Annotated in this window: 20 protein-coding genes, 2 tRNA genes and 1 pseudogene; 10 read left to right on the top strand and 13 right to left on the bottom strand. The window is 43.4% G+C overall.

From position 1 onward, the window contains the following. Window positions 1-25: 25 nt before the first annotated feature. Window positions 26-370, bottom strand: coding sequence for an IS66 family insertion sequence element accessory protein TnpB (gene tnpB, locus MN210_RS01155; RefSeq protein ID WP_115342990.1), 345 nt, complete (start codon window positions 368-370; stop codon window positions 26-28). Next, complete coding sequence (gene tnpA / locus MN210_RS01150; RefSeq protein WP_172462162.1) at window positions 367-762, bottom strand: IS66-like element accessory protein TnpA; 396 nt, start codon at window positions 760-762, stop codon at window positions 367-369. The genes tnpB and tnpA overlap by 4 nt, the downstream gene beginning before the upstream one ends. A gap of 73 nt (window positions 763-835) precedes the next feature. On the opposite strand from tnpA, the gene MN210_RS01145 reads away from it, so the two are divergent. Both MN210_RS01145 and MN210_RS01140 read left to right on the top strand, forming a co-directional pair. Beyond that, window positions 836-1393 carry a hypothetical protein gene (locus tag MN210_RS01145; RefSeq protein ID WP_115342992.1) on the top strand — a complete coding sequence of 186 codons (558 nt, stop codon included), beginning with the start codon at window positions 836-838 and terminating at the stop codon, window positions 1391-1393. Window positions 1394-1466: 73 nt separating this feature from the next. Beyond that, window positions 1467-2632 (top strand): IS3-like element ISPpy1 family transposase gene (locus tag MN210_RS01140; protein WP_115342982.1). Its coding sequence is split into 2 segments (ribosomal slippage): window positions 1467-1740 and window positions 1740-2632, totalling 1167 coding nucleotides; the frame shifts between segments, so codons are not numbered across the junction. Window positions 2633-2746: 114 nt separating this feature from the next. Here the strand turns inward: MN210_RS01140 and MN210_RS01135 are convergent. After that, entirely contained in the window at window positions 2747-3220 is a 474-nt protein-coding gene (locus tag MN210_RS01135; protein ID WP_028859983.1) for an SMI1/KNR4 family protein, read from the bottom strand. 205 nt (window positions 3221-3425) lie between these two features. Here MN210_RS01135 and MN210_RS01130 point away from each other — a divergent pair, with 205 nt between their 5' ends. Beyond that, window positions 3426-4421 carry an IS4 family transposase gene (locus tag MN210_RS01130; protein ID WP_338412830.1) on the top strand — a complete coding sequence of 332 codons (996 nt, stop codon included), beginning with the start codon at window positions 3426-3428 and terminating at the stop codon, window positions 4419-4421. 460 nt (window positions 4422-4881) lie between these two features. Here the strand turns inward: MN210_RS01130 and MN210_RS01125 are convergent, their stop codons facing one another. The 3 genes and pseudogenes from MN210_RS01125 to MN210_RS01115 form a co-directional block, all read right to left on the bottom strand. Then, a complete protein-coding gene (locus MN210_RS01125) occupies window positions 4882-5169 on the bottom strand; it encodes a hypothetical protein (protein WP_028859325.1) in 288 nt (95 codons plus the stop codon). 304 nt (window positions 5170-5473) lie between these two features. Next, window positions 5474-6622: pseudogene (locus MN210_RS01120) on the bottom strand (Arm DNA-binding domain-containing protein); the annotation flags it as partial. A 17-nt stretch (window positions 6623-6639) separates the two neighbouring features. Further along, window positions 6640-6855 (bottom strand): hypothetical protein, encoded by a 216-nt coding sequence (locus tag MN210_RS01115; protein WP_028859326.1) that lies wholly within the window; start codon window positions 6853-6855, stop codon window positions 6640-6642. Window positions 6856-7050: 195 nt separating this feature from the next. Here MN210_RS01115 and MN210_RS01110 point away from each other — a divergent pair, with 195 nt between their 5' ends. Then, the gene (locus MN210_RS01110; protein ID WP_028859327.1) at window positions 7051-7293 is read left to right on the top strand and encodes a helix-turn-helix domain-containing protein; all 243 of its coding nucleotides are present in this window, start codon (window positions 7051-7053) and stop codon (window positions 7291-7293) included. Between the two features lie 400 nt (window positions 7294-7693). Here MN210_RS01110 and MN210_RS01105 read toward each other — a convergent pair. Together MN210_RS01105 and MN210_RS01100 are read right to left on the bottom strand one after the other, a co-directional pair. After that, window positions 7694-7769 (bottom strand) — tRNA-Gly (locus MN210_RS01105). Window positions 7770-7905: 136 nt separating this feature from the next. Next, window positions 7906-7981 (bottom strand) — tRNA-Gly (locus tag MN210_RS01100). Window positions 7982-8266: 285 nt separating this feature from the next. Between MN210_RS01100 and MN210_RS01095 the strand changes: the two genes are divergently transcribed. From MN210_RS01095 to MN210_RS01070, 6 genes are all read left to right on the top strand, one after another. Beyond that, entirely contained in the window at window positions 8267-9070 is an 804-nt protein-coding gene (locus MN210_RS01095) for a M48 family metallopeptidase (protein ID WP_110815962.1), read from the top strand. 221 nt (window positions 9071-9291) lie between these two features. Further along, window positions 9292-9624 carry a BolA family protein gene (locus MN210_RS01090; RefSeq protein ID WP_241878932.1) on the top strand — a complete coding sequence of 111 codons (333 nt, stop codon included), beginning with the start codon at window positions 9292-9294 and terminating at the stop codon, window positions 9622-9624. A gap of 64 nt (window positions 9625-9688) precedes the next feature. Continuing rightward, entirely contained in the window at window positions 9689-10048 is a 360-nt protein-coding gene (locus MN210_RS01085; protein WP_338412401.1) for a SirB2 family protein, read from the top strand. A 70-nt stretch (window positions 10049-10118) separates the two neighbouring features. Then, window positions 10119-10529, top strand: coding sequence for a hypothetical protein (locus tag MN210_RS01080; protein ID WP_110815960.1), 411 nt, complete (start codon window positions 10119-10121; stop codon window positions 10527-10529). Between the two features lie 72 nt (window positions 10530-10601). Continuing rightward, window positions 10602-11933: a beta-ketoacyl-ACP synthase II gene (fabF, locus tag MN210_RS01075; protein ID WP_338412400.1), complete on the top strand. Its 1332-nt coding sequence runs from the start codon at window positions 10602-10604 to the stop codon at window positions 11931-11933. Window positions 11934-12001: 68 nt separating this feature from the next. Continuing rightward, window positions 12002-12823: a hypothetical protein gene (locus MN210_RS01070; RefSeq protein WP_241878929.1), complete on the top strand. Its 822-nt coding sequence runs from the start codon at window positions 12002-12004 to the stop codon at window positions 12821-12823. An 82-nt stretch (window positions 12824-12905) separates the two neighbouring features. Here the strand turns inward: MN210_RS01070 and uvrC are convergent, their stop codons facing one another. The 5 genes from uvrC to rimM all read right to left on the bottom strand — a co-directional run bounded on the left by uvrC (window position 12906) and on the right by rimM (window position 18768). Continuing rightward, window positions 12906-14750, bottom strand: coding sequence for an excinuclease ABC subunit UvrC (uvrC, locus tag MN210_RS01065; RefSeq protein ID WP_110815958.1), 1845 nt, complete (start codon window positions 14748-14750; stop codon window positions 12906-12908). A 143-nt stretch (window positions 14751-14893) separates the two neighbouring features. Beyond that, a complete protein-coding gene (locus MN210_RS01060) occupies window positions 14894-16408 on the bottom strand; it encodes a DUF3360 family protein (protein WP_011959497.1) in 1515 nt (504 codons plus the stop codon). Between the two features lie 287 nt (window positions 16409-16695). Continuing rightward, window positions 16696-17112, bottom strand: a complete 417-nt coding sequence (gene rplS / locus MN210_RS01055) for a 50S ribosomal protein L19 (RefSeq protein ID WP_241878927.1) — start codon at window positions 17110-17112, stop codon at window positions 16696-16698. A gap of 273 nt (window positions 17113-17385) precedes the next feature. Continuing rightward, window positions 17386-18147, bottom strand: coding sequence for a tRNA (guanosine(37)-N1)-methyltransferase TrmD (trmD, locus tag MN210_RS01050; protein WP_011959495.1), 762 nt, complete (start codon window positions 18145-18147; stop codon window positions 17386-17388). Between the two features lie 90 nt (window positions 18148-18237). Continuing rightward, entirely contained in the window at window positions 18238-18768 is a 531-nt protein-coding gene (gene rimM / locus MN210_RS01045) for a ribosome maturation factor RimM (protein WP_110815957.1), read from the bottom strand. Window positions 18769-18778: the final 10 nt, after the last annotated feature.

Genomic DNA, 18778 nt, shown 5'->3' with positions numbered 1-18778 from the left:
GTTTTATTTGCCTGTCATCTGCTATTTATAGGATGGGGGTTAATTTATCTTTGCCCATGTTACGCCAAGGCAGTCCACTGATTAAGGCATTAAATTGTTCACGGTTGATGCTGATGCCAGTTTGAGTGGTGGCAAGCTGTTTGGTTAAGCCATGAAATTTATTGTCATCAAGCTGACGGCTACAAAGCCATACGCCAAGCCCATCATGAATGAATACTTTTAGGCGTGTGCCTGCTTTGTTGTAAAACAGGTAGGCACAGTGAGGGCGAATGCTTTGGTGCTCGGTGAGGATGTAGGCCAGTAGTTTGCCACTACCACATCGCATGTCCATAGGCGTGGTGGATAGCCAGATGTGAGTGATGGGTATCATTGCAGTCCTCGTAGTAGGTCAATCAAGCTTTGAGTGTCTATTTGGGCAATGTTGAGGCTTATACCTCCAGATGCTCGAGCTGTGATTTGCAGTTTGATGTTTTGTATGACGGAGGCTGAGCCTAGATGCGCACCTTCAGGCTCAAGATGAATTGGAATAAAGTGCGGCTTTGGATCATGAGACCTGTTTATAGCGCCAGGTAATGTGTCAGCTTGAGCATGTGCCCGCTGATACTGGCGTTTCCAGTTATGTAGAAGGTTTTGGTTAATGCCATGCTCTCGAGCGATACTGGCAATTGATCGACCTGAGTCTGTCGCTTCTTTTACTAAAAGCGCTTTAAACTCAGCGCTGTAAGTTCTTCGTTTGGGTGTATTAGGAGATTGTGTTGTCATGTTAGTGTCCACGATTATTTGTTCATGGACACTATCTCGCATTTTTTAATAGAAAAAAAGATGGGATGGTCAGATGCTTACGCTATTAGCAGAAAATGGTTGCAATGAGGCTAAAAAAGAATGTTTTGATACGATATTGAAGTTATGGGAAAAACGAGCTGTAATGCCTCAAGGTTATCGACCATTCAAGAGTTTTGAAAGTCTTATGAATGTTTTAGACTCATTAAAAATAGAAAATAGACCTAGATACGAAATATCAAAAATTATAGATGAATGCAGTTATAAAGTGAATAATGACAGTCCAGAAAATCAATGGCTAGAATCAGTAAAGTTTGTGGATGATTCTGCAAAACAGTTGATTAACTATTGTCTTGAACAAGCAATTAAAGAAGCGGTCGATGATGAAACAAAAGAATGGCTACAAACATTACAAGACATTCCGTTTGATAATGAAATATTAGAGTTTATAAACTTTTATTCTGATGAAGAAACGGATGAAGAAAAATATACAGAAAATTTAATAAAAAAAATCCGACAGATAAAAGACCTTGAGCTATTATGTCAGAAAGTCAGTGAAGATATTAAAAAATTCGGTGGTGGTTCAAAAAGTAGGCTGACATTAGACATATAATACTCCCGGAAAACTAGACCAAAAAATTGTAGCAAATAAGATAGAATATCCTTTAGAAAAAGAGGTCTATCTAATGACGAAAGTACGTAAGCGTCACAATGCTGAATTTAAAAGCAAAGTCGCCGTTGAAGCCATCAAAGAACACAAGACCCTCAACGAGTTAACCGCAGAATATGGGGTTCATGCAACCCAAATCAGCAACTGGAAAAAGCAGGCTTTGGCAGTTATCCCTACTGCATTCAATACCAAACAGCAAGCCAACGAACAAGCCCAGCAAGCTATTATCGATGAACTACATAGGCAGCTAGGGCAAGTTATAAGCGAAAGAGACTGGCTTAAAAAAAAGTCCTTACAGCTACCCTGAGCACTCGTAAACAACTGCTAGAACCTGATAACAAGGATTTTAGTGTTCGTAAGCAATGTGAATTACTCGGTATCAACCGCTCAAGTCTGTACTATCAGCCAAAGCCCATCAGCGAGCTTGATATTACCCTGATGAACTTGCTTGACCAGCAGTACACCAAGACCCCATTTTATGGGGTTAAACGCATGACAGCGTATTTGAGGCAACTAGGCTATCAAGTGGGAGAAAAGCGAGTTAGGCGCTTACTACGGCAAATGGGGCTAGACGCTATTTATCAGCATCCTAACACGAGTAAGCCTCACCCTGAGCATCAAGTTTACCCGTATTTGCTTAGGCATGTACCGATTAGCCGTTGTAATCAAGTATGGAGTACTGATATCACCTATATTCGCTTAGCCAAGGGATTCGTGTATTTGATGGCGGTAATAGATTGGTACAGTCGTTATGTTCTAGACTGGTCGCTATCTACCACGCTTGAGGCGGATTTCTGCGTGGATACGGTGAGTAGTTTACTGCACAATGGGTTACGCTGTGAGATTTTTAATACGGATCAAGGCTCTCAGTTTACCAGCCCAAGATTTACTAGACCGCTCATTGAGCAGGGTATTGCCATCAGTATGGATGGTCGCGGTAGGGCACTGGATAATATCTTTGTGGAAAGGCTTTGGCGGTCAGTGAAGTATGAATGCGTGTATTTGCGACAGTTTGAGACAGTCAGTCAGGCAAGAGCAGGTTTGAAAGAGTATTTCGAGTTTTACAATCATGAGCGTTTACATCAGTCGCTCGATTACCATACTCCTGCACAGGTTTATCTGGCTAACAATAGTTCGGATAATGAATCGTTTTATCAACCCAATTCTATCTTAATTTTATGATAATTTGGTCTAGACATTGGGGAGCACCTTATTCCTTAAAAAACTCTTCTAGTAATATATGGATCTTTTATCTAATACTATTCTTTAAAGTTTCAGTCAAATAAATACAAGACTTTAGTCGTCTTCTATTTCATGATCGCCGTATTCGTATAGCTCATTTAAAAACGTATCAAGACTTGAAGATAAATAATGAACATTTGACATATCTGGTTTATTGCCATCTGCTTCAAACTCATGATCCCAAAAATATATTTTTCCTAACTCTTTTCCTGATAAACCTACTAGGATTAAGTTACCACCTGGATCTCTAGCTATAGGAAATAAGTTATTAGGGACCCTATCCCTAAACATATCAAATGTATAGGATAAATTATAATAGTATTCTTTTAATCCTATACCTAAAAAATAACTTATGCTAGAAGCATCTGTTTTATCATGAAATACAAAAGTTTCTGGATATACCTTACCCCCATTATATTTCATTAAAAAAGATCTAAACTCTTGAGGTAAATTAATAGAGTACTGCTTTTCAAAAGCTTCTATTTCAGAATTAGTTAATTGTCCAAAACCCGTGATATTCGTTTTCATATTTGATCCTATATCAGTAATAAAAATAGCTCTGCACACGACAAAAAAAACAAAAAAGTCTGTTAAAGCAAAGGCATAATAGTGATTTTTAAGACGAATCAGACCATGCCAAACTTTAACAGACTTAGTGAAACTTTAACCCAAAACCTGAGTATGAACAAGGCAAGAATCACATGTTTGAGCCTAATGATAATAGCCCTGATTACTGCTCAAAGCAGTAATCTTAAAAAAAATAGCAAGACACCTCCCTAAGGGTGGCAAGACCGACAGCCACTATCGCAGACTACAGCGATTTTTTGCCGAAGCGAGGATAGACTACGATCAATTAGCTTTAATGATATATCGACTATTTGGGCTAGGCAAAGTCACCTTAACCATTGACCGCACCAACTGGAAATGGGGTAAAAGTAACCTCAACATCTTTATGCTAGGGGTGGTATATAAAGGGATAGCCATCCCCTTATACTGGCAAATGCTAGATAAGCGAGGTAATACAAACCATCTTGAACGCTGTGAACTTATTGAGCGGTTTATCAAACAATTTGGCAAAGATAACCTTGAGATGATAGTAGCGGACAGAGAGTTTGTTGGCGAAAAATGGTTTAACTGGCTCACCAATAATCACATACCCTTTGCCATACGGATTAAGAAGAACAGTAAAGTTAAGAATCATCATGGCAAGTTGGTACAGATTAAAGAGTTATTGCGCCATGTTAGCCATCAAGAAACATATCGACATGGGCGAATACTGACTGTCGATGGTTGTTTGGTTCGAGTATTTGCCAAGCGTGATAAAGACTATGGTTTAGTGATTGTCGCAACCAATCAACTAGAAACAGTGGATGCGATGACAAGCTATGCTAAGCGTTGGGAGATTGAGACTTTATTTGCTTGTTTAAAGGGGCGTGGCTTTAATCTTGAAGATACCCACTTAACCCATCTTGATCGGGTCAGTAAATTAGTCGCAGTGAACGCCTTAGCATTTTGTTGGGCTTATCATGTCGGTATTTATAAAGACAAAGATAAGCCGTTAAAACGCAAGTTGAAGTCAAACGCTCGACCTCAAGCCAGTTTGTTTGTGCTTGGCCTGGATGTGTTGATTGAGGGCCTGCGCTTGGTGTTTTTTAACAATGATAAGACTGTACTTCGACAGTTAGTTAGCTTTTTAACCCCTAAACCTATGAAAATTGGGTGGGGATAATTTTTTTGTCGTGTGCAGAGATTAAGAACATAATTTATTAAATATATTTGGCTCAATATGAATTAATGGATATTGCTTAAAAAAAGCAGATAGCTTTTTGCTCTCTGCCTTTTTTATCGAACAACTAGTTATTTTCCAACCAATACCTGCCCTCTTGAAAAGCTAATACAGGCCTCACAAAACCAAGAAGTCTTTGAACGCATATAAGGAATATCAGCAGGTACCTCTATTGGACAGCAACTACCACAGTATTGGCAACGTACATCATCAATATAAACATGACAAGTGCTTATAGCTACGAAAAGCTCATTAGGCGAAACATTATATTCCTGACATAGCTTTTTGACATAGGCAATATAACCGCCATTATTATCAAAAGACCAGTAATCCTAACATAGCTGTTTGACAGCTTCACACGTCATAGGACTATAGATAAGTTTCAAGCTCATACCTCTTCTCCTTATCGATAGTCAGTCTGTGGAATAAGCTGATAAAGTCGACTTTGCAACTCTAAAAGCAGCTCATCGGTTATATAATCTTCTTGAGTCTCTAATTGTTTTTGGACCCAGACCCTAAGAGCCGTATGATCGTCAAAACAACTATCCACATCTAAAAAGCGAGCTAGTCCATTATCTTTTTGAATACAATATTCATGTATCAATATATTGGCAAGCCTATTGGCTTCATCACTGAAATAACCTTTTGGTTTGTGATCTGCAAGAAGCTCATCATAATTAATTATTTTCATGGGTCTGCTCCTCGCCTTTCTGGTCAAAATTAACTGACTTATCTTGTTCGGTGGCAACCCTATTTAAGTAATAAAAAGGCCTAAAGTTATTCGTCACATCAGAACCTGTAAATCCAGTGTCGATTGTGTCTATCTTTGCATCTTCCTCTGATTCAGATTCTAAACTTACTTCTACCTCAGTAATGTCGCCAGATATATGATTATCATTAGAGTTTATCTCGTCACTATCTAACTGATTACCATTTATAACTTTTGTGTCGCTATTCGTTGTATGTGGGCTGACAAGCCTCTCCTTACTGGCAAGTAGCAAATTATCTATTGCAGAGCCATCCTGACGGGTAATATCTGGCACATAACGGCTATACACCCTAAATAACATTTCTGTACTACTATGTCCCATTTGCCGTGCTATCCATTCAGGATTTTCACCAGCAGCAAGCCAAAGCGTTGCTGCTGTATGTCTAGTTTGATAAGCCCGTCTGTGTTTAAGACCTAATAACTCAAGAGTTGGCTTCCACACTCTTCGATTAACATTGCGATACTCAAGAGGATTGCCTTGACTATTACAAAAAACAAAATCAGATTTACCATAAGTACGTCTTTTTTGTTCTTGCAGAGCATCATAGACAATTTGCGACATAATGATTTCACGTTGCGATCCAACGGTCTTAGTTGGTCCAAGCTCTCCATCTACAAGAGCCTGTTTAATTGAAATCTCTCTTCTATGAAAATCAACGCAATCCCATGTCAGTCCATCAATCTCACTGGTACGCATTCCTGTAAAGAATCTTATAGTGTAATAAGGCTTAAATTCTTTACGTACAACATTAATAATCCGCCATACTTCATTTAACGTGAAAGGATTAACTGTTGGACGATACTGTTTTAGATTTTTAATATTTTTAAAAGGCATCTCAAACTCGTAGCGTTCTGACGCTTCTTCTAGTATCATACGAAGAGGTATCATGATCTCGTTGATCCGTGTTACCGACAGACTTGATTGGCCATCTTTACCGTAACGAACTTTGGCGAGAGAGCTACGGAAGGCCATCAAGTCTGGCTTCTTTATAACGTGTATTGCTTTATTACCAAAACTGGGTATCAAGTACTTATTAAGAATAATCTTGACCTTTTTTCGATAAGAAGGCCGCCATTCAATCATCTTTTCTTCAAACCAAATATCGGAAAATTCTCTAAAACTTGGATTACGACTGATACAAGCCTCTGACCTATCAGATAACTTCCGCATCTCTTCTGCTTTTTCACTTTTAGGAAAATAGGCAGCATAATCGAATATTCCAAGCGTTATTTCTGCTTCCATCTTTTTAAGTATTTTATCTAGTTTTTTGCGATTAGCAGGGGTATCTGCAAAAGCTGTCTTTTCTCTACAGCGTACCCCCATATATCTAAAATCAACAACTAACTTGCCAAAGCGTGCTCTCATAGTAGCCATAGTTTATCTCCTTAAAATTATTGAAGAGCCATTCCATTAATAGTACTCATTACTGGCTTGCACATATCCTCCTCGATACGCTCCCAAACATACAAAATCTTTCTACCGCCAAACGGACGTATGTAATGAATATTTTCAATTAATACGCTGTCTTTTAGTTGATTACGTATTGTGCGTGGATCGTATTTGATACGTTCTGCAAGCTCATCTGTTGTTAAATATGTATTACTCATAATTTTTACCTTTTTTCAGTTAATAAATACCTGCATTAAGTGCTAGAATGTAAAATGAATTTAAACTTTAAGAAAGTATAAATTCTTCTATTCGAATAATTATTACCTGTTTAATGGTAATAATTACTCTATTTACGTACTATACAATCTTTTTACCCCAATGTAAAGCATTTTTACCCGAAAAGAGGTAATTTTATGATCAAAAATAATTTCCCCGTCATTCTTGCTGAAAAAAGGCTTCGAGTAGCAGATGTCGTGAGAGCAACAGGCATGAGTAAATCAACTCTTCATAAACTATATAATGACGAGTCTTCTAGGATTGATTTCAATACCATAAATCAATTGTGTGAGTTTTTAGATGTCCAGGTAGGTGACTTATTTGTTTATGAGCCAGACTCTAAGGAAGTTGATAAAGGAGAGGTATCGAATGAGGATTAAAAGGGGAGAGTTGGTTAATTTTAACTGAAGTCCAATAACGTTATAACTATTTGATTTTTAATAAAAAAATTATTTATCTGGTCACGTTTTGGTCACGCTTTTTTTGATAGCTACGTATCTAATCTACCAAAATATGAAGTCATATTTGGAAAAACATTTTTATTAATATAATATTTGATTCCAATCTATAAAATAGAAAGGTCGGGGTCAATTTTACGGTTGGAGTTTTACTACTTGGGCACGAAAGGGTCACGTTTTGGTCACGTCTCCATCGACTAAGGTTTTTAATGTTAAGATATGATTAATAAATTCCTTTATACCTGATAGAAAATTCCCTATTAATCTACTGATTTTAAAGACAAAAAAAAGCCTCACTATGAAGTGAGGCTTCTTTAGAATATGGAGCGGGAAACGAGATTCGAACTCGCGACCCCGACCTTGGCAAGGTCGTGCTCTACCAGCTGAGCTATTCCCGCATTTGGTAAGATCGTGCTGACTAGCTAAGACAGGTATTATAGATTAAAAATAGAATCTGTCAATACCGGCCATTTGAAACGTGTGCTTAAGGCTAAAACAACGTATTACTAAATAGGTAATCGTATTAAAGCAAATTGGAGCGGGAAACGAGATTCGAACTCGCGACCCCGACCTTGGCAAGGTCGTGCTCTACCAGCTGAGCTATTCCCGCTTAATCAGTCGCTTAGACCATAGTCATTGCTGCGTCTTGATAGGTGGGCTATTATAGATTAATTTTGTACAGTGTCAACACTTTTTTTTGGTTTATCGCATTTTTTCGGTTGAAGGGCAAAAAACTCTGTCAAACCGTAACTCTACATTTACAATAAACCGCTGTTTTATTACCTTACCAGACATAAAATTTCGTTACTATAGCGACAATATTGATGACTTGGATACTCATTGCGCCTTGGCTATTAATGGCTTGCGCACTACTTTCCTTATTGAGAGGATAATAATGAAAAACTTTTTAATTCGCAGCACCCTTGCCGCCTCTTTATCGGTTATGGCATTAACCGGCTGTAGCTCAACCACCAATTCAGGCCTTATCGGCAGTGACCGCCAGCAGCTGTTATTGGTCTCAAGCGATCAAGTACTACAAATGTCAGCGCAAAGTTACAATCAGCTGCTACAAAAAGCAAGCAAACAAAAAGTACTCGATACCAATGCCGCCCAGCTTGCCCGCCTAAACAGCATTGCACGTAAGCTCATTCCACAAGCAGAAGCTTACCGCGGTGATGCCAAAAATTGGCAGTGGGAAGTGCATACTATTAACTCACCTGAGTTGAACGCTTTTGTATTACCCGGTGGTAAAATCATGTTTTACTCAGGCATTATCGATAAGCTAAAGCTGACTGATGCTGAGATTGCCGCCATTATGGGCCACGAAATGGCACACGCCTTACGTGAACATGCCCGTGAGCGTATGTCGAGTCAATATGCTACCCAGACCGGCATTGGCCTTGCCGCCAGTATCTTTGGCCTATCACAAGGTCAAGCTGAGCTGGCCAATATTGCCGGTGACCTAGGTATTGCCCGTCCGCACAGCCGCACCCAAGAGTCAGAAGCGGATCAGATCGGTCTGGTGCTGATGGCCAAAGCTGGCTATGATCCAAATGCGGCCATCAGCCTATGGAAAAAAATGCAGGCAGCCAGCCAAGGCGAGCCACCACAATTCTTAAGCACTCACCCTTCAAGCTCTAGCCGTATTGCTACCTTGCAAGCGCTTATCCCCCAAGTGATGCCTTACTACAAAAAGTAAGCGCTTAATCTACCCTGCTACGCTTATTATAACCACAGCCAACTGCCTTGCATTGGCTGTTTTTTTGTCCAAATAACGCCTCAGTGATAAACTCGTAGCAATTTGTTTGCACTTGTACACTGGAGTATAAGACCCATTAACTGCTAATATAGGCATATTAAAACTGTGCACACTTAAATTAATGATCACAGTTATAGGCCGTATCGTTTAGGAGATATACTTTGCAAGTTCATAATCAGCTTATTGAACGTCTTAACGCACTTAGCCCTACGCATGTTGATCTGGTTAACGAGTCTATGAATCATGCCGGCTATTTTGAAGGCAAAGAAAGCCACTTTAAACTCACCATAGTCAGCCCTGAGTTTTTGTCAAAAAGAGCCGTGGCACGTCACCAGCTCATCTATGCACAGGCCGGTGAGTTAATGACCTCTCAAGGCGGCAGCATTCATGCCCTAGCGATTCATGCGTATACCCCTGAAGAGTGGGATAGCTTATTACAAGAGCAGCAATCTGTACCTGCTAGCCCCTTGTGTGCAGGACAAAACAAAGGTTAGCGTCTTTATTTTGGCTTAAATCTAATTAACTATACCGTCCCATACCCATCGGCTTGAGGAACTTATGAAACACATGCACATGTTGATGGCTTTTATAACCATTGCATTATTTTTGTGGCAAAGTTATTTGGTGTTGGCCAAAGGTGAGCGTTTCGATAAAAAAGGCAAAATTGCCACTCACATTGTCTACACGTTATTGATTATTTCAGGCGCAATCACGGTGATGCCACTTCTGTCTACTGGGGCGCCATTACAGTGGGTGGCGGCCAAAATTATATTACTCCTTGCGGCAATAAGTGCTAGTATTAAGGCCTTTAGAGCCACAGCGACAGTTGCACAAAGTAAGGCGGGCATTTTCATTGCCTTAGTGGCTTATATCGGTATTGTTACCTTAGCTTTCGTAAAACCGAGTAACTTTTTTTAGCCGTTAACAAGTTAGCCGTTAACACAATGGTTACCCCGCGACGAACCCAACAGCAAATCTAGGAACCCTTATGCCAAAACTTACTCTTAATGCGCTACTGGCCTCAAGTGCTCTGCTCGGCACCTTGGTATTAACCGGCTGTGCCAGCACTGGCAATGTCACCCCGCAGTACATTCCGCCCAGCACCTATCAAAACTATGACTGTGCAAGCTTGTCTCAAGAATACAATCGAATCAACTCTTATATTAATAATGAAAAATCCAGCGCTTCGGGCATCACCACCACAGGTGTGGGCGTCGGTGTATCGGCAGGACGCTGGGGCATTTCACCCAACATAAATATCGGCCTGGGCAAAAGCAATAACAATGCTGCCCGTGATGCCAAGCTCTCTCGTCTTTATGGCGAAAGCGATGCGGTCGTACAATCTGCCCGTATCAAAAACTGTGCCTTTGCGGCCAAATTAAAGGTGTATGGTGAATAAACACCAACATTAAACAAAAACTAGGCAATAAATAAACAACAAAGCCAAAGCTAAGGATAAGGCGATACCATCATGAGTCTACCTATAAATAATAATAATCCAACAACAAAAGCCCCCCATTATGAGCGCAGCGACCATCAACGTGTGGTAATCACAGGCATGGGCGCCATCACGCCTCTTGCCCTGGATGTGGACAGCACTTGGCAGCGCCTCATTGCGGGTGAAAGTGGTATTAAGCCCATTACCCATTTTGATGCGTCTACTTATCGCTCACAATTTGCCGGCACTATTGAAGGCTTCGATGTCAGCCAATATATGGCCGTAAAAGAAGCACGCCGTTATGACAGCTTCGTCCACTACGGCGTAGCGGCAGCGGGTATGGCCTTAAAACAAGCCGGCTTTATCGATACCCTGTCTGCTGAGCCTGCTCCAGTGCAAAACGTAGACCCTGATCGCTTCGGTGCCATCATTGGCTCAGGTATCGGTGGTATCCAGATTATCGAGGACAACCGTGATGCGCTGGCCAATCAAGGCGTGCGCCGTGTGTCTCCGTTTTGCTTGCCAGGCACCATTATCAATATGGCCTCAGGTATGGTGGCCATTAAGCACAACTTACGTGGACCAAACTTAGCCACTGCCACTGCATGTACCTCAGCCTCACACGCCATTGGTCTGGCCGCCCGTCTTATCGCTTATGGCGACTGTGATGTGATGCTCGCTGGCGGTAGCGAAAAAGGCTCAAGCCCGCTGGGTATGGCAGGCTTTGCTGCAATGGGCGCTTTGTCTACCCGCAATGATGAGCCAACTCGTGCCAGCCGTCCATTTGATAAGGACCGTGATGGCTTCGTATTGGGTGATGGCTCAGGGGTACTGGTGTTAGAAAGCTTGGCCCATGCCAAAGCACGCGGCGCTAAAATCTTAGCAGAGCTTGTGGGCTTCGGTATGAGCGATGATGCGCATCATATCACTGCGCCGCCGACCGATGGTAACGGTGCTGCCCGCTCTATGGTTATGGCCATCAATGATGCGGGTATTAAGCCCTGTGACATTGGCTATATCAATGCGCACGGTACCAGTACCCCAGCCGGTGATATCGCTGAGTCTCAAGCCATCGAGACCGTCTTTGACGCCTGTAAAGACAGCATCTTGGTCAGCTCCACTAAGTCTATGACCGGACATCTATTGGGCGCTGCCGGTGCCATTGAAGCGGTATTTAGTGTTAAGGCTCTATTAGAGCAAGAGGTGCCGCCCACCATTAACCTTGATAATGTCGATGAGCAGTGCCGTCTGGACTATGTGGCGCACAAAGCCCGCTCTGTCACAGATCTTAATTACACCATGTCCAATAGCTTTGGCTTTGGTGGTACCAATGGTACACTAATCTTCGGGCGCTGGTCAGAGTAGCTTTACACGCCTGCTGCTTATTGGCTTGATTTACCCTTATTGTCTAATCCAACAGGAGACCTGTTAGCATGTCACAAGTCGCGTTCTCGCATCAATTTTCACACCGCTGGAGCAATGCGCCTCAGCCTGTGAAAGAGGCCTTATTTCAAGAGTTTGATGATATCGTCCGTCTGTTAGAGGCTGAGACCGACTTAGACAGCTTTGAGTTTACTGTGCCGGATTTGCATGAGCATATTGAAGCCATTTATGCCGAGGTCGAAGCTGAGCATGCCGCAGCTCGCCTGCAGGCAGAGCAGTTAGAAGCTGAGCGTCTAGAAGCCGAGAGACTAGAATATGAAAAGCTTGAAGCTGAGCGCTTAGCGTTTGAAGCACAGGCAGCTAAGCAGCATGCTTTAAGTCAGCAACAGGCTGAGCAGGCTGCCGAAGCACAGATTGAGCAAGACCATTCGGCAGATAACTTAGCCGAAAGCCGCTTACTAGACACCATCTCAGAATCTAGCCTAGCTGCTGACAGCACAGCTGATACCCTCGATACCCTCTCTGACTTGGATCAAGAAGGCTTAAACCAAAGCAAGCTAGATCAGAGCAATCTAGACCAGAGCGAGATTGAAACCGAGGCGTATCAGCAAGCGGCGGCGGTAGAAAGCCCGGTTGCAGCTGACACGGCAGCAACCGATAAGGGTGAAACGAGCAAGCACGTCACTGCCCCCGATACCAGCACCCCGCCCGCTTTTGAATTTGCGGCGCTCAAAGGCGAGCTTGATGAGGAGTTTATCAAAGGTCTTGAGGCGCATATCGATGACTACTTAAGTGAGCAGTTGGCCGATATGTCAGAGAATTTAAAAGCTTGGCTGCGTGATCAAATCATGCACCGTTTAAGCAGCAAGTAAGTCTTAATCACATCCCAGCACAGCACAAACAACAAAGCGGTAGGCCTCAAGCCTACCGCTTTGTTGTTTGTTGCCGCTCAGTCTACTCGTGCAACACTTTATAAATGGTGTTGGCCATCACTTTACCAATACCGTTTACCCCTTCAAGCTCTTGCTGCGATGCGCCCAGTAGCTGTTGCAGCCCGCCAAAGTGGTTGAGTAAATCACGGCGGCGCTTCTCTCCCAGACCTGGAATGGCTTCAAGTACCGATGATGAGCGGCGTTTATCGCGTTTTTTGCGATGCGCCGTGATGGCAAAGCGGTGCGCCTCATCACGAATATTCATAATTAAATGCAGCGCCTTAGAGTCCATCGGTAAGTCGAGCGGCTCATGCTCAATAAAGTGCAGCACCTCAAGACCCGCTTTACGTCCCTCGCCTTTGGCCACCCCAATCAGCAAGGTGTCATTTAAAAGGCCAAGCTCAGTAAGCACATTTTTGGCCATAGACAGCTGACCCTTACCCCCATCGATGAGCAGTACATCTGGCAAAGGATGCTTCTTATAACGACGGGTAATCGCCTGCGCCATAGCAGCATAGTCATCGCCATCTTGCACCCCATGAATGGCGTATTGTCGATAATCACGTTTACGGGCGCCGCCTTGATCGAACACCACACAGCTGGCAATGGTCGCCTCACCCATGGTATGTGAAATATCAAAGCACTCTATGGTGTCTATGCTGCTTTGGCTGACCGGCTCGAGCACCTCTTTTAACGCAGCAAATCTGGCATGCAGCTCCAGATAATCGCCAAGCTTGGTCTTTAACGCATTGTGCGCATTTAGTTTGGCCAAATCCAGCCACTCTGCACGGTGCTCGCGCACATTGGTTTTGATGACCGTCTTGGCCTCAAAGTGGGTGCTTAGCGCCTCTTGCAGTGCCATCTGATCCGGCAGCTCGTGGCTAATGATAATCTCTGCTGGCAAGTCATCGGTAACTTGAAAATAAAACGAGGTGATAAAGGCGGATAAGTTGTCATTGATCGGCTCATTGCTATCGACATCGGGGAAGTAGTTTTTGCCGCCCAATACCCGCCCGCCACGCACGGTTAGCACATTAACGCAGGTCATACCTGCTTGACTGGCAATGGAGATAACATCGGCCTCCCCTTGCACCGTATATACCGCTTGGCGTGATTGTACTTCACGCAGCATGGAGAGTTGATCACGATAAAAGGCTGCTTTTTCGAAGTCTAGCGCTTCAGCAGAGTGTTCCATCTTCTCAATCAAGGTGGTGTGAATGTCGCTTGAGTCCCCCTTTAAAAAGCGGATGGTGTTTTGTACATCGGCTGCGTACTCTTCAGCAGACACCAAGCCGACGCATGGGGCGCGGCACCGTTTAATCTGATACTCAAGGCAGGGACGTTTGCGCTGACGAAAAAAGGTATTGGTACATTGGCGCATCTGAAACATCTTTTGCATCAGCACCAAGGTTTCTTTGGCAGCGTGTGCTGAGGGGAAGGGCCCAAAAAACTTGCCCTTTTGATGCTTGGCCTTACCGCGGCCATAAGCCAGACGCGGATAAGGCTGGTCAGCGGAGATAAACACATACAGATAGGATTTGTCATCACGCAGCAGCACGTTATAAGGCGGACGATGCTCTTTAATCAGGTTTTGCTCAAGCAATAACGCTTCAGTCTCACTGCGGGTAATGATGGTCTCGATGTCATGAATACGAGACACCAGCGCACGGGTCTTAGGGTGGTCAATGGTTTTGGCAAAATAGCTATTGACGCGGCTTTTAAGCGATTTGGCTTTACCGACATACAAAATATCGCCGTTTTTACCCAGCATCTTATACACCCCTGGTAAATTAGGCAGTCTTTTTATCAGATGCTTTAGACGGGCTTGCTTGTCATCGGCTTGAGCCGTTAACGACGGAGTCACCATAACGTATTAAACCAAAAATTATTAAAGATACCTTTATTTATGGGGCTTTTGGGGCATTATTGCAAGCACAAAAAAAAGCTGGCATAACGCCAGCTTTTTACAACCTTTTTGCTATACGTGAGGCTTAGACTTATGGTGAGGCCTTAGTGTCTAAAGCTTGGCATCAATGCAGGGATACCTGGCAACATACCTACCATGGCCATAACCACCGTTAATAGTACGAACATAAAGGCGGGAATAATCCAGCGGCTCATTTTACTTAGGCCTGCGCTGCGCTCTTTTGAGCCAATAAGCCCTAAGTTGTCTAGTAGCATAGTTAAAGACCAACCAAAGGCTGGGTTTACCAAGGCAGAGGCGAATACTACGATGGCTGCAGATTGAGTGGTTTTGCCCTCACGTGTCATCTCCATGCCCGCTTCAAGTAGCGGAATGAATACGCCCACAATCAGCGCCACACACATCACAGGCTCCCAGATGGCCAAATCCATAGGATAGCCCCAAATCGCTGCGATCACACAAAAAACAGCGGTCAAAATAGCGCCTGCTGGGATGGGACGCTTCGCAATTGCTGCAGGCACAATATAAGTTCCCCAAGATGAGGTAAAGTTTGCGCCGCCTAATACCGAGCCCACCACCTGACGGATAGAAGCACTGGTCATGGTGTCATCAATGTTCATCACCACACGCTCCGTGCGCTTGGGATAGCTAATTTTTTGGAATACCTGATGGCCCAAGAAGTCAGGTGACCACATGGCTACTGCCAGTACCGCGAATGGCAATACCACCATAAAGCTCTCTAAATTGGGCAGACCCAACATCCATCCTGTGTTTTCACCCCACCAGTACATCGGACTCATATGTGGCATACCTGGCGCAGTCTCAAATGCAAAAGGCGCACCCAGTAAGAAAGCAACACCGCCACCCAATAAGCAGCTTAAAGGAACCGCAAGCCAGCGCTTATTGTAGTTTTCCAGTACCGCATACAACACAATGGTGCTCAAAATTACCACAAAGGCAATGTGCGGCATATTGATGTCTTTGGACCAGTTAAGCAGCTTGGTCACCTGAGAGGTGGTACCAATAAAGCCCAAGTACAATAGCAGACCGCCACACACCCCTTTACTGGTCAAGTTGGCCAGCAGACTCCCCCCTTTACTAATGGCGAGCAAGATACCAAACAGACCAATTAACAGACCAAAGGCCATCGGGTGACCGCCTGCCAACACCACAATAGGAATAAGCGGAATTAAGGGGCCATGGGTACCGGCCAAGTTGGCGGTAGGAAGAATAAATCCGGAGAATAGCACCACGAAAAACGAGACAATAAGTAACTCATAACGCACGTTTTCTAGAATAAAGGCATCACCCAAATTAAGAGCACCGGCGAAAGTCGCGGCAATGGCGCCCACCATGACCACTTTACCAATGGTGGCTGCTAAAGCAGGAATGGTATCTTCGAATTCAAAGCGATAATCACGAAATGGCAAGTTGGGTTTCCAGCGCTTAGGCTGCATGATTTGTAATTCGTGATTAAGGTAGTCATCGCGACTGGCGAAACTTGAACTGGGCTTGTGCAGCTGCTCATAAGTACCGGTTAAAACAGGACCCTCATCAGTGATAGAGTCGTGTCCTGAATTAGGCAATGAGTCATTACTCATAGTATCTCCTTATACTAATAAAAAAATATCTTCCGTACGCTTAGGATGTTAAAAGGAATAGATGTATAAATTCATACAGTACATGTGTAAGCTTATTGTATTCTAACTGCACAAATAATACGAGTGCTATTTATCGCTAAATCACTGATTTATAGAATAAAAATTGTCTAGTCAAATGAAAAAGCCCCAATCAATTAAGACTGGGGCTTTTTCCTAATGGCTGTTAAGGGCCATTAGCTCTTTTTGGTATACAACTAATTAATGCTTTAACCTAAAGTAGGATCAGCTTAGATGCCTGGTGCAGTTTCTACTGCTTCTGGAACGTTCGCGCTAGTTTTAGTCTGAACGCGTGCAGATAATTTCTCACGGATACGTGCAGATTTACCAGAACGCTCACGTAAGTAGTAAAGTTTCGCACGACGTACAGCACCACGACGCTTCACTTCAATGCTATGAATGATTGGTGAATGTAATTGGAAAGCACGCTCAACACCGATGCCGCTTGAGATTTTACGAACGGTAAATGCAGAGTTAAGACCACGGTTACGCTTAGCGATTACCACACCTTCAAAAGCCTGAAGACGCTCACGGTCACCTTCACGAACTTTTACTTGAACAACAACTGTATCACCAGCAGAGAAGTTAGGACGCTCAAGTAGTTGTGAATTTTCAACTGCTTGTACTAATGGATGTATATTACTCATGAGATTGCTCCTCACATGGGACGGCATAGGCTAACACGCATACCACCCGTTTATAATAATCACCCCTTAAGCTCAATACGAGCGGACTGGGGAAACAGGAATAAGAAATCGGTTTTCGATTGTTATTGATATTGAACCAATAACCCTAACGGCTTAGGCCATGATATTAAGTTGGTTTATCATCGGGTTTAGCCAGCTAGTTTAGAATCTGGGATAATAAAAAACAGTAAAGTTAGCACTTAGACAAAGCATATTGAAAGTTCTATCGGCTCTCTACTTCATCGTTTTGTTAACTTTTTTGAGCAAGCGGGCTTGCTCGGCGTTTGGGGTAAAGGATTGCCACAAGTCAGGACGCCTTTGTTTGGTGCGCTCAACTTGCTGCATAAACCGCCACGTTGCGATATTGGCATGGTGTCCAGATAATAACACCTCTGGCACTTGTAGCCCCTCAAAGTCATGAGGCTTGGTATAGTGCGGACAATCTAGCAACCCTTCAACAAAGGAGTCTTGCTCAGCCGACTTTGCATCACCCATAACATCGGGCAATCGGCGTATGACACTGTCCATCAATACCATCGCAGGTAGCTCACCACCGGTCAATACAAAATCTCCAATAGAGATCTCCATATCAACATAACGCGCTAACAGTCGCTCATCAATGCCTTCATAGCGACCACACAACAGAATCATAGCCTCATAATGACGCATAGAAACCACTGCAGCTTCATCTAGTTTATCGCCTTGCGGAGACAGATAGACAACCGGACAGTGCTCTGAATCTGTGATACAGCCGTGTAAGCTTGCTTGCGACTTGGCATACGCTATGGCTTTTGCCAAAGGTTCTGCCATCATCACCATACCCGGACCACCACCAAAAGGGCGCTCATCGATACGGCGATAATTGTCTGTCGTAAAATCGCGAGGATTTATGCAGTCGATAACCACTTGCTTATTTTGAACCGCTCTACCGGTGATGCCATACTCACTTATCGCGGTAAACATCTCAGGTAAAATGGTGATGACAGCGAAATACATTAGGTCACCTCCATCTTATTAATGCGTCAAAATACAGACAATCGTTGAATAACTAGGAATCATTGTTAAGCCTTAATCTAAATTATGGGCTTAAAAATCACGTTCCCAATCTACAACCATCCGTCCGGCAGCCAAATCAACCACATCGACAGTTTGTTTGTGCCAAGGAATCATGCGCGGCTCATCATCGATACTGTCTTGACTCGGCACTACCTTCATAATCGGGTGTGCGCCAGTTTCGAACAGCTCTTTGACTGTGCCTAGGCACTCATCTTGCTTATTAATGACACTTAAGCCCACCAAATCAGACCAGTAGTACTCGTCCTCTTCAGTGCCAGGTAAGCTGTCTTTATCAATCCAAATACTAACCCCGTTCATCGTTTCGGCGACATTGCGATCAGGGACTTGCTCAAATTGAGCCACAATACCTGTGCCTTGTCGGCGCCACTGAGTCACGGTCAGGGGTTTAAAGCCTGTAGCCGTTTTCATCCACCAAGGCGAATAACTAAAAATAGCTTCTCGTTCCTCAGTTTCACTAAAAACCCATAACCAGCCTTTAATGCCGTATGGTTTTTTTAGTTGTCCTATTTTCATAAGACTGTCAGCGTTTGGTTTGGTCATAAGACTTGCT

Origin of the sequence: Psychrobacter raelei, assembly GCF_022631235.3 — a bacterium.
GTDB classification, from domain to species: Bacteria; Pseudomonadota; Gammaproteobacteria; order Pseudomonadales; family Moraxellaceae; genus Psychrobacter; species Psychrobacter raelei.
Note: the sequence above shows the minus strand (reverse complement) of the source record. Positions and strands in the feature narration are given on the sequence as shown.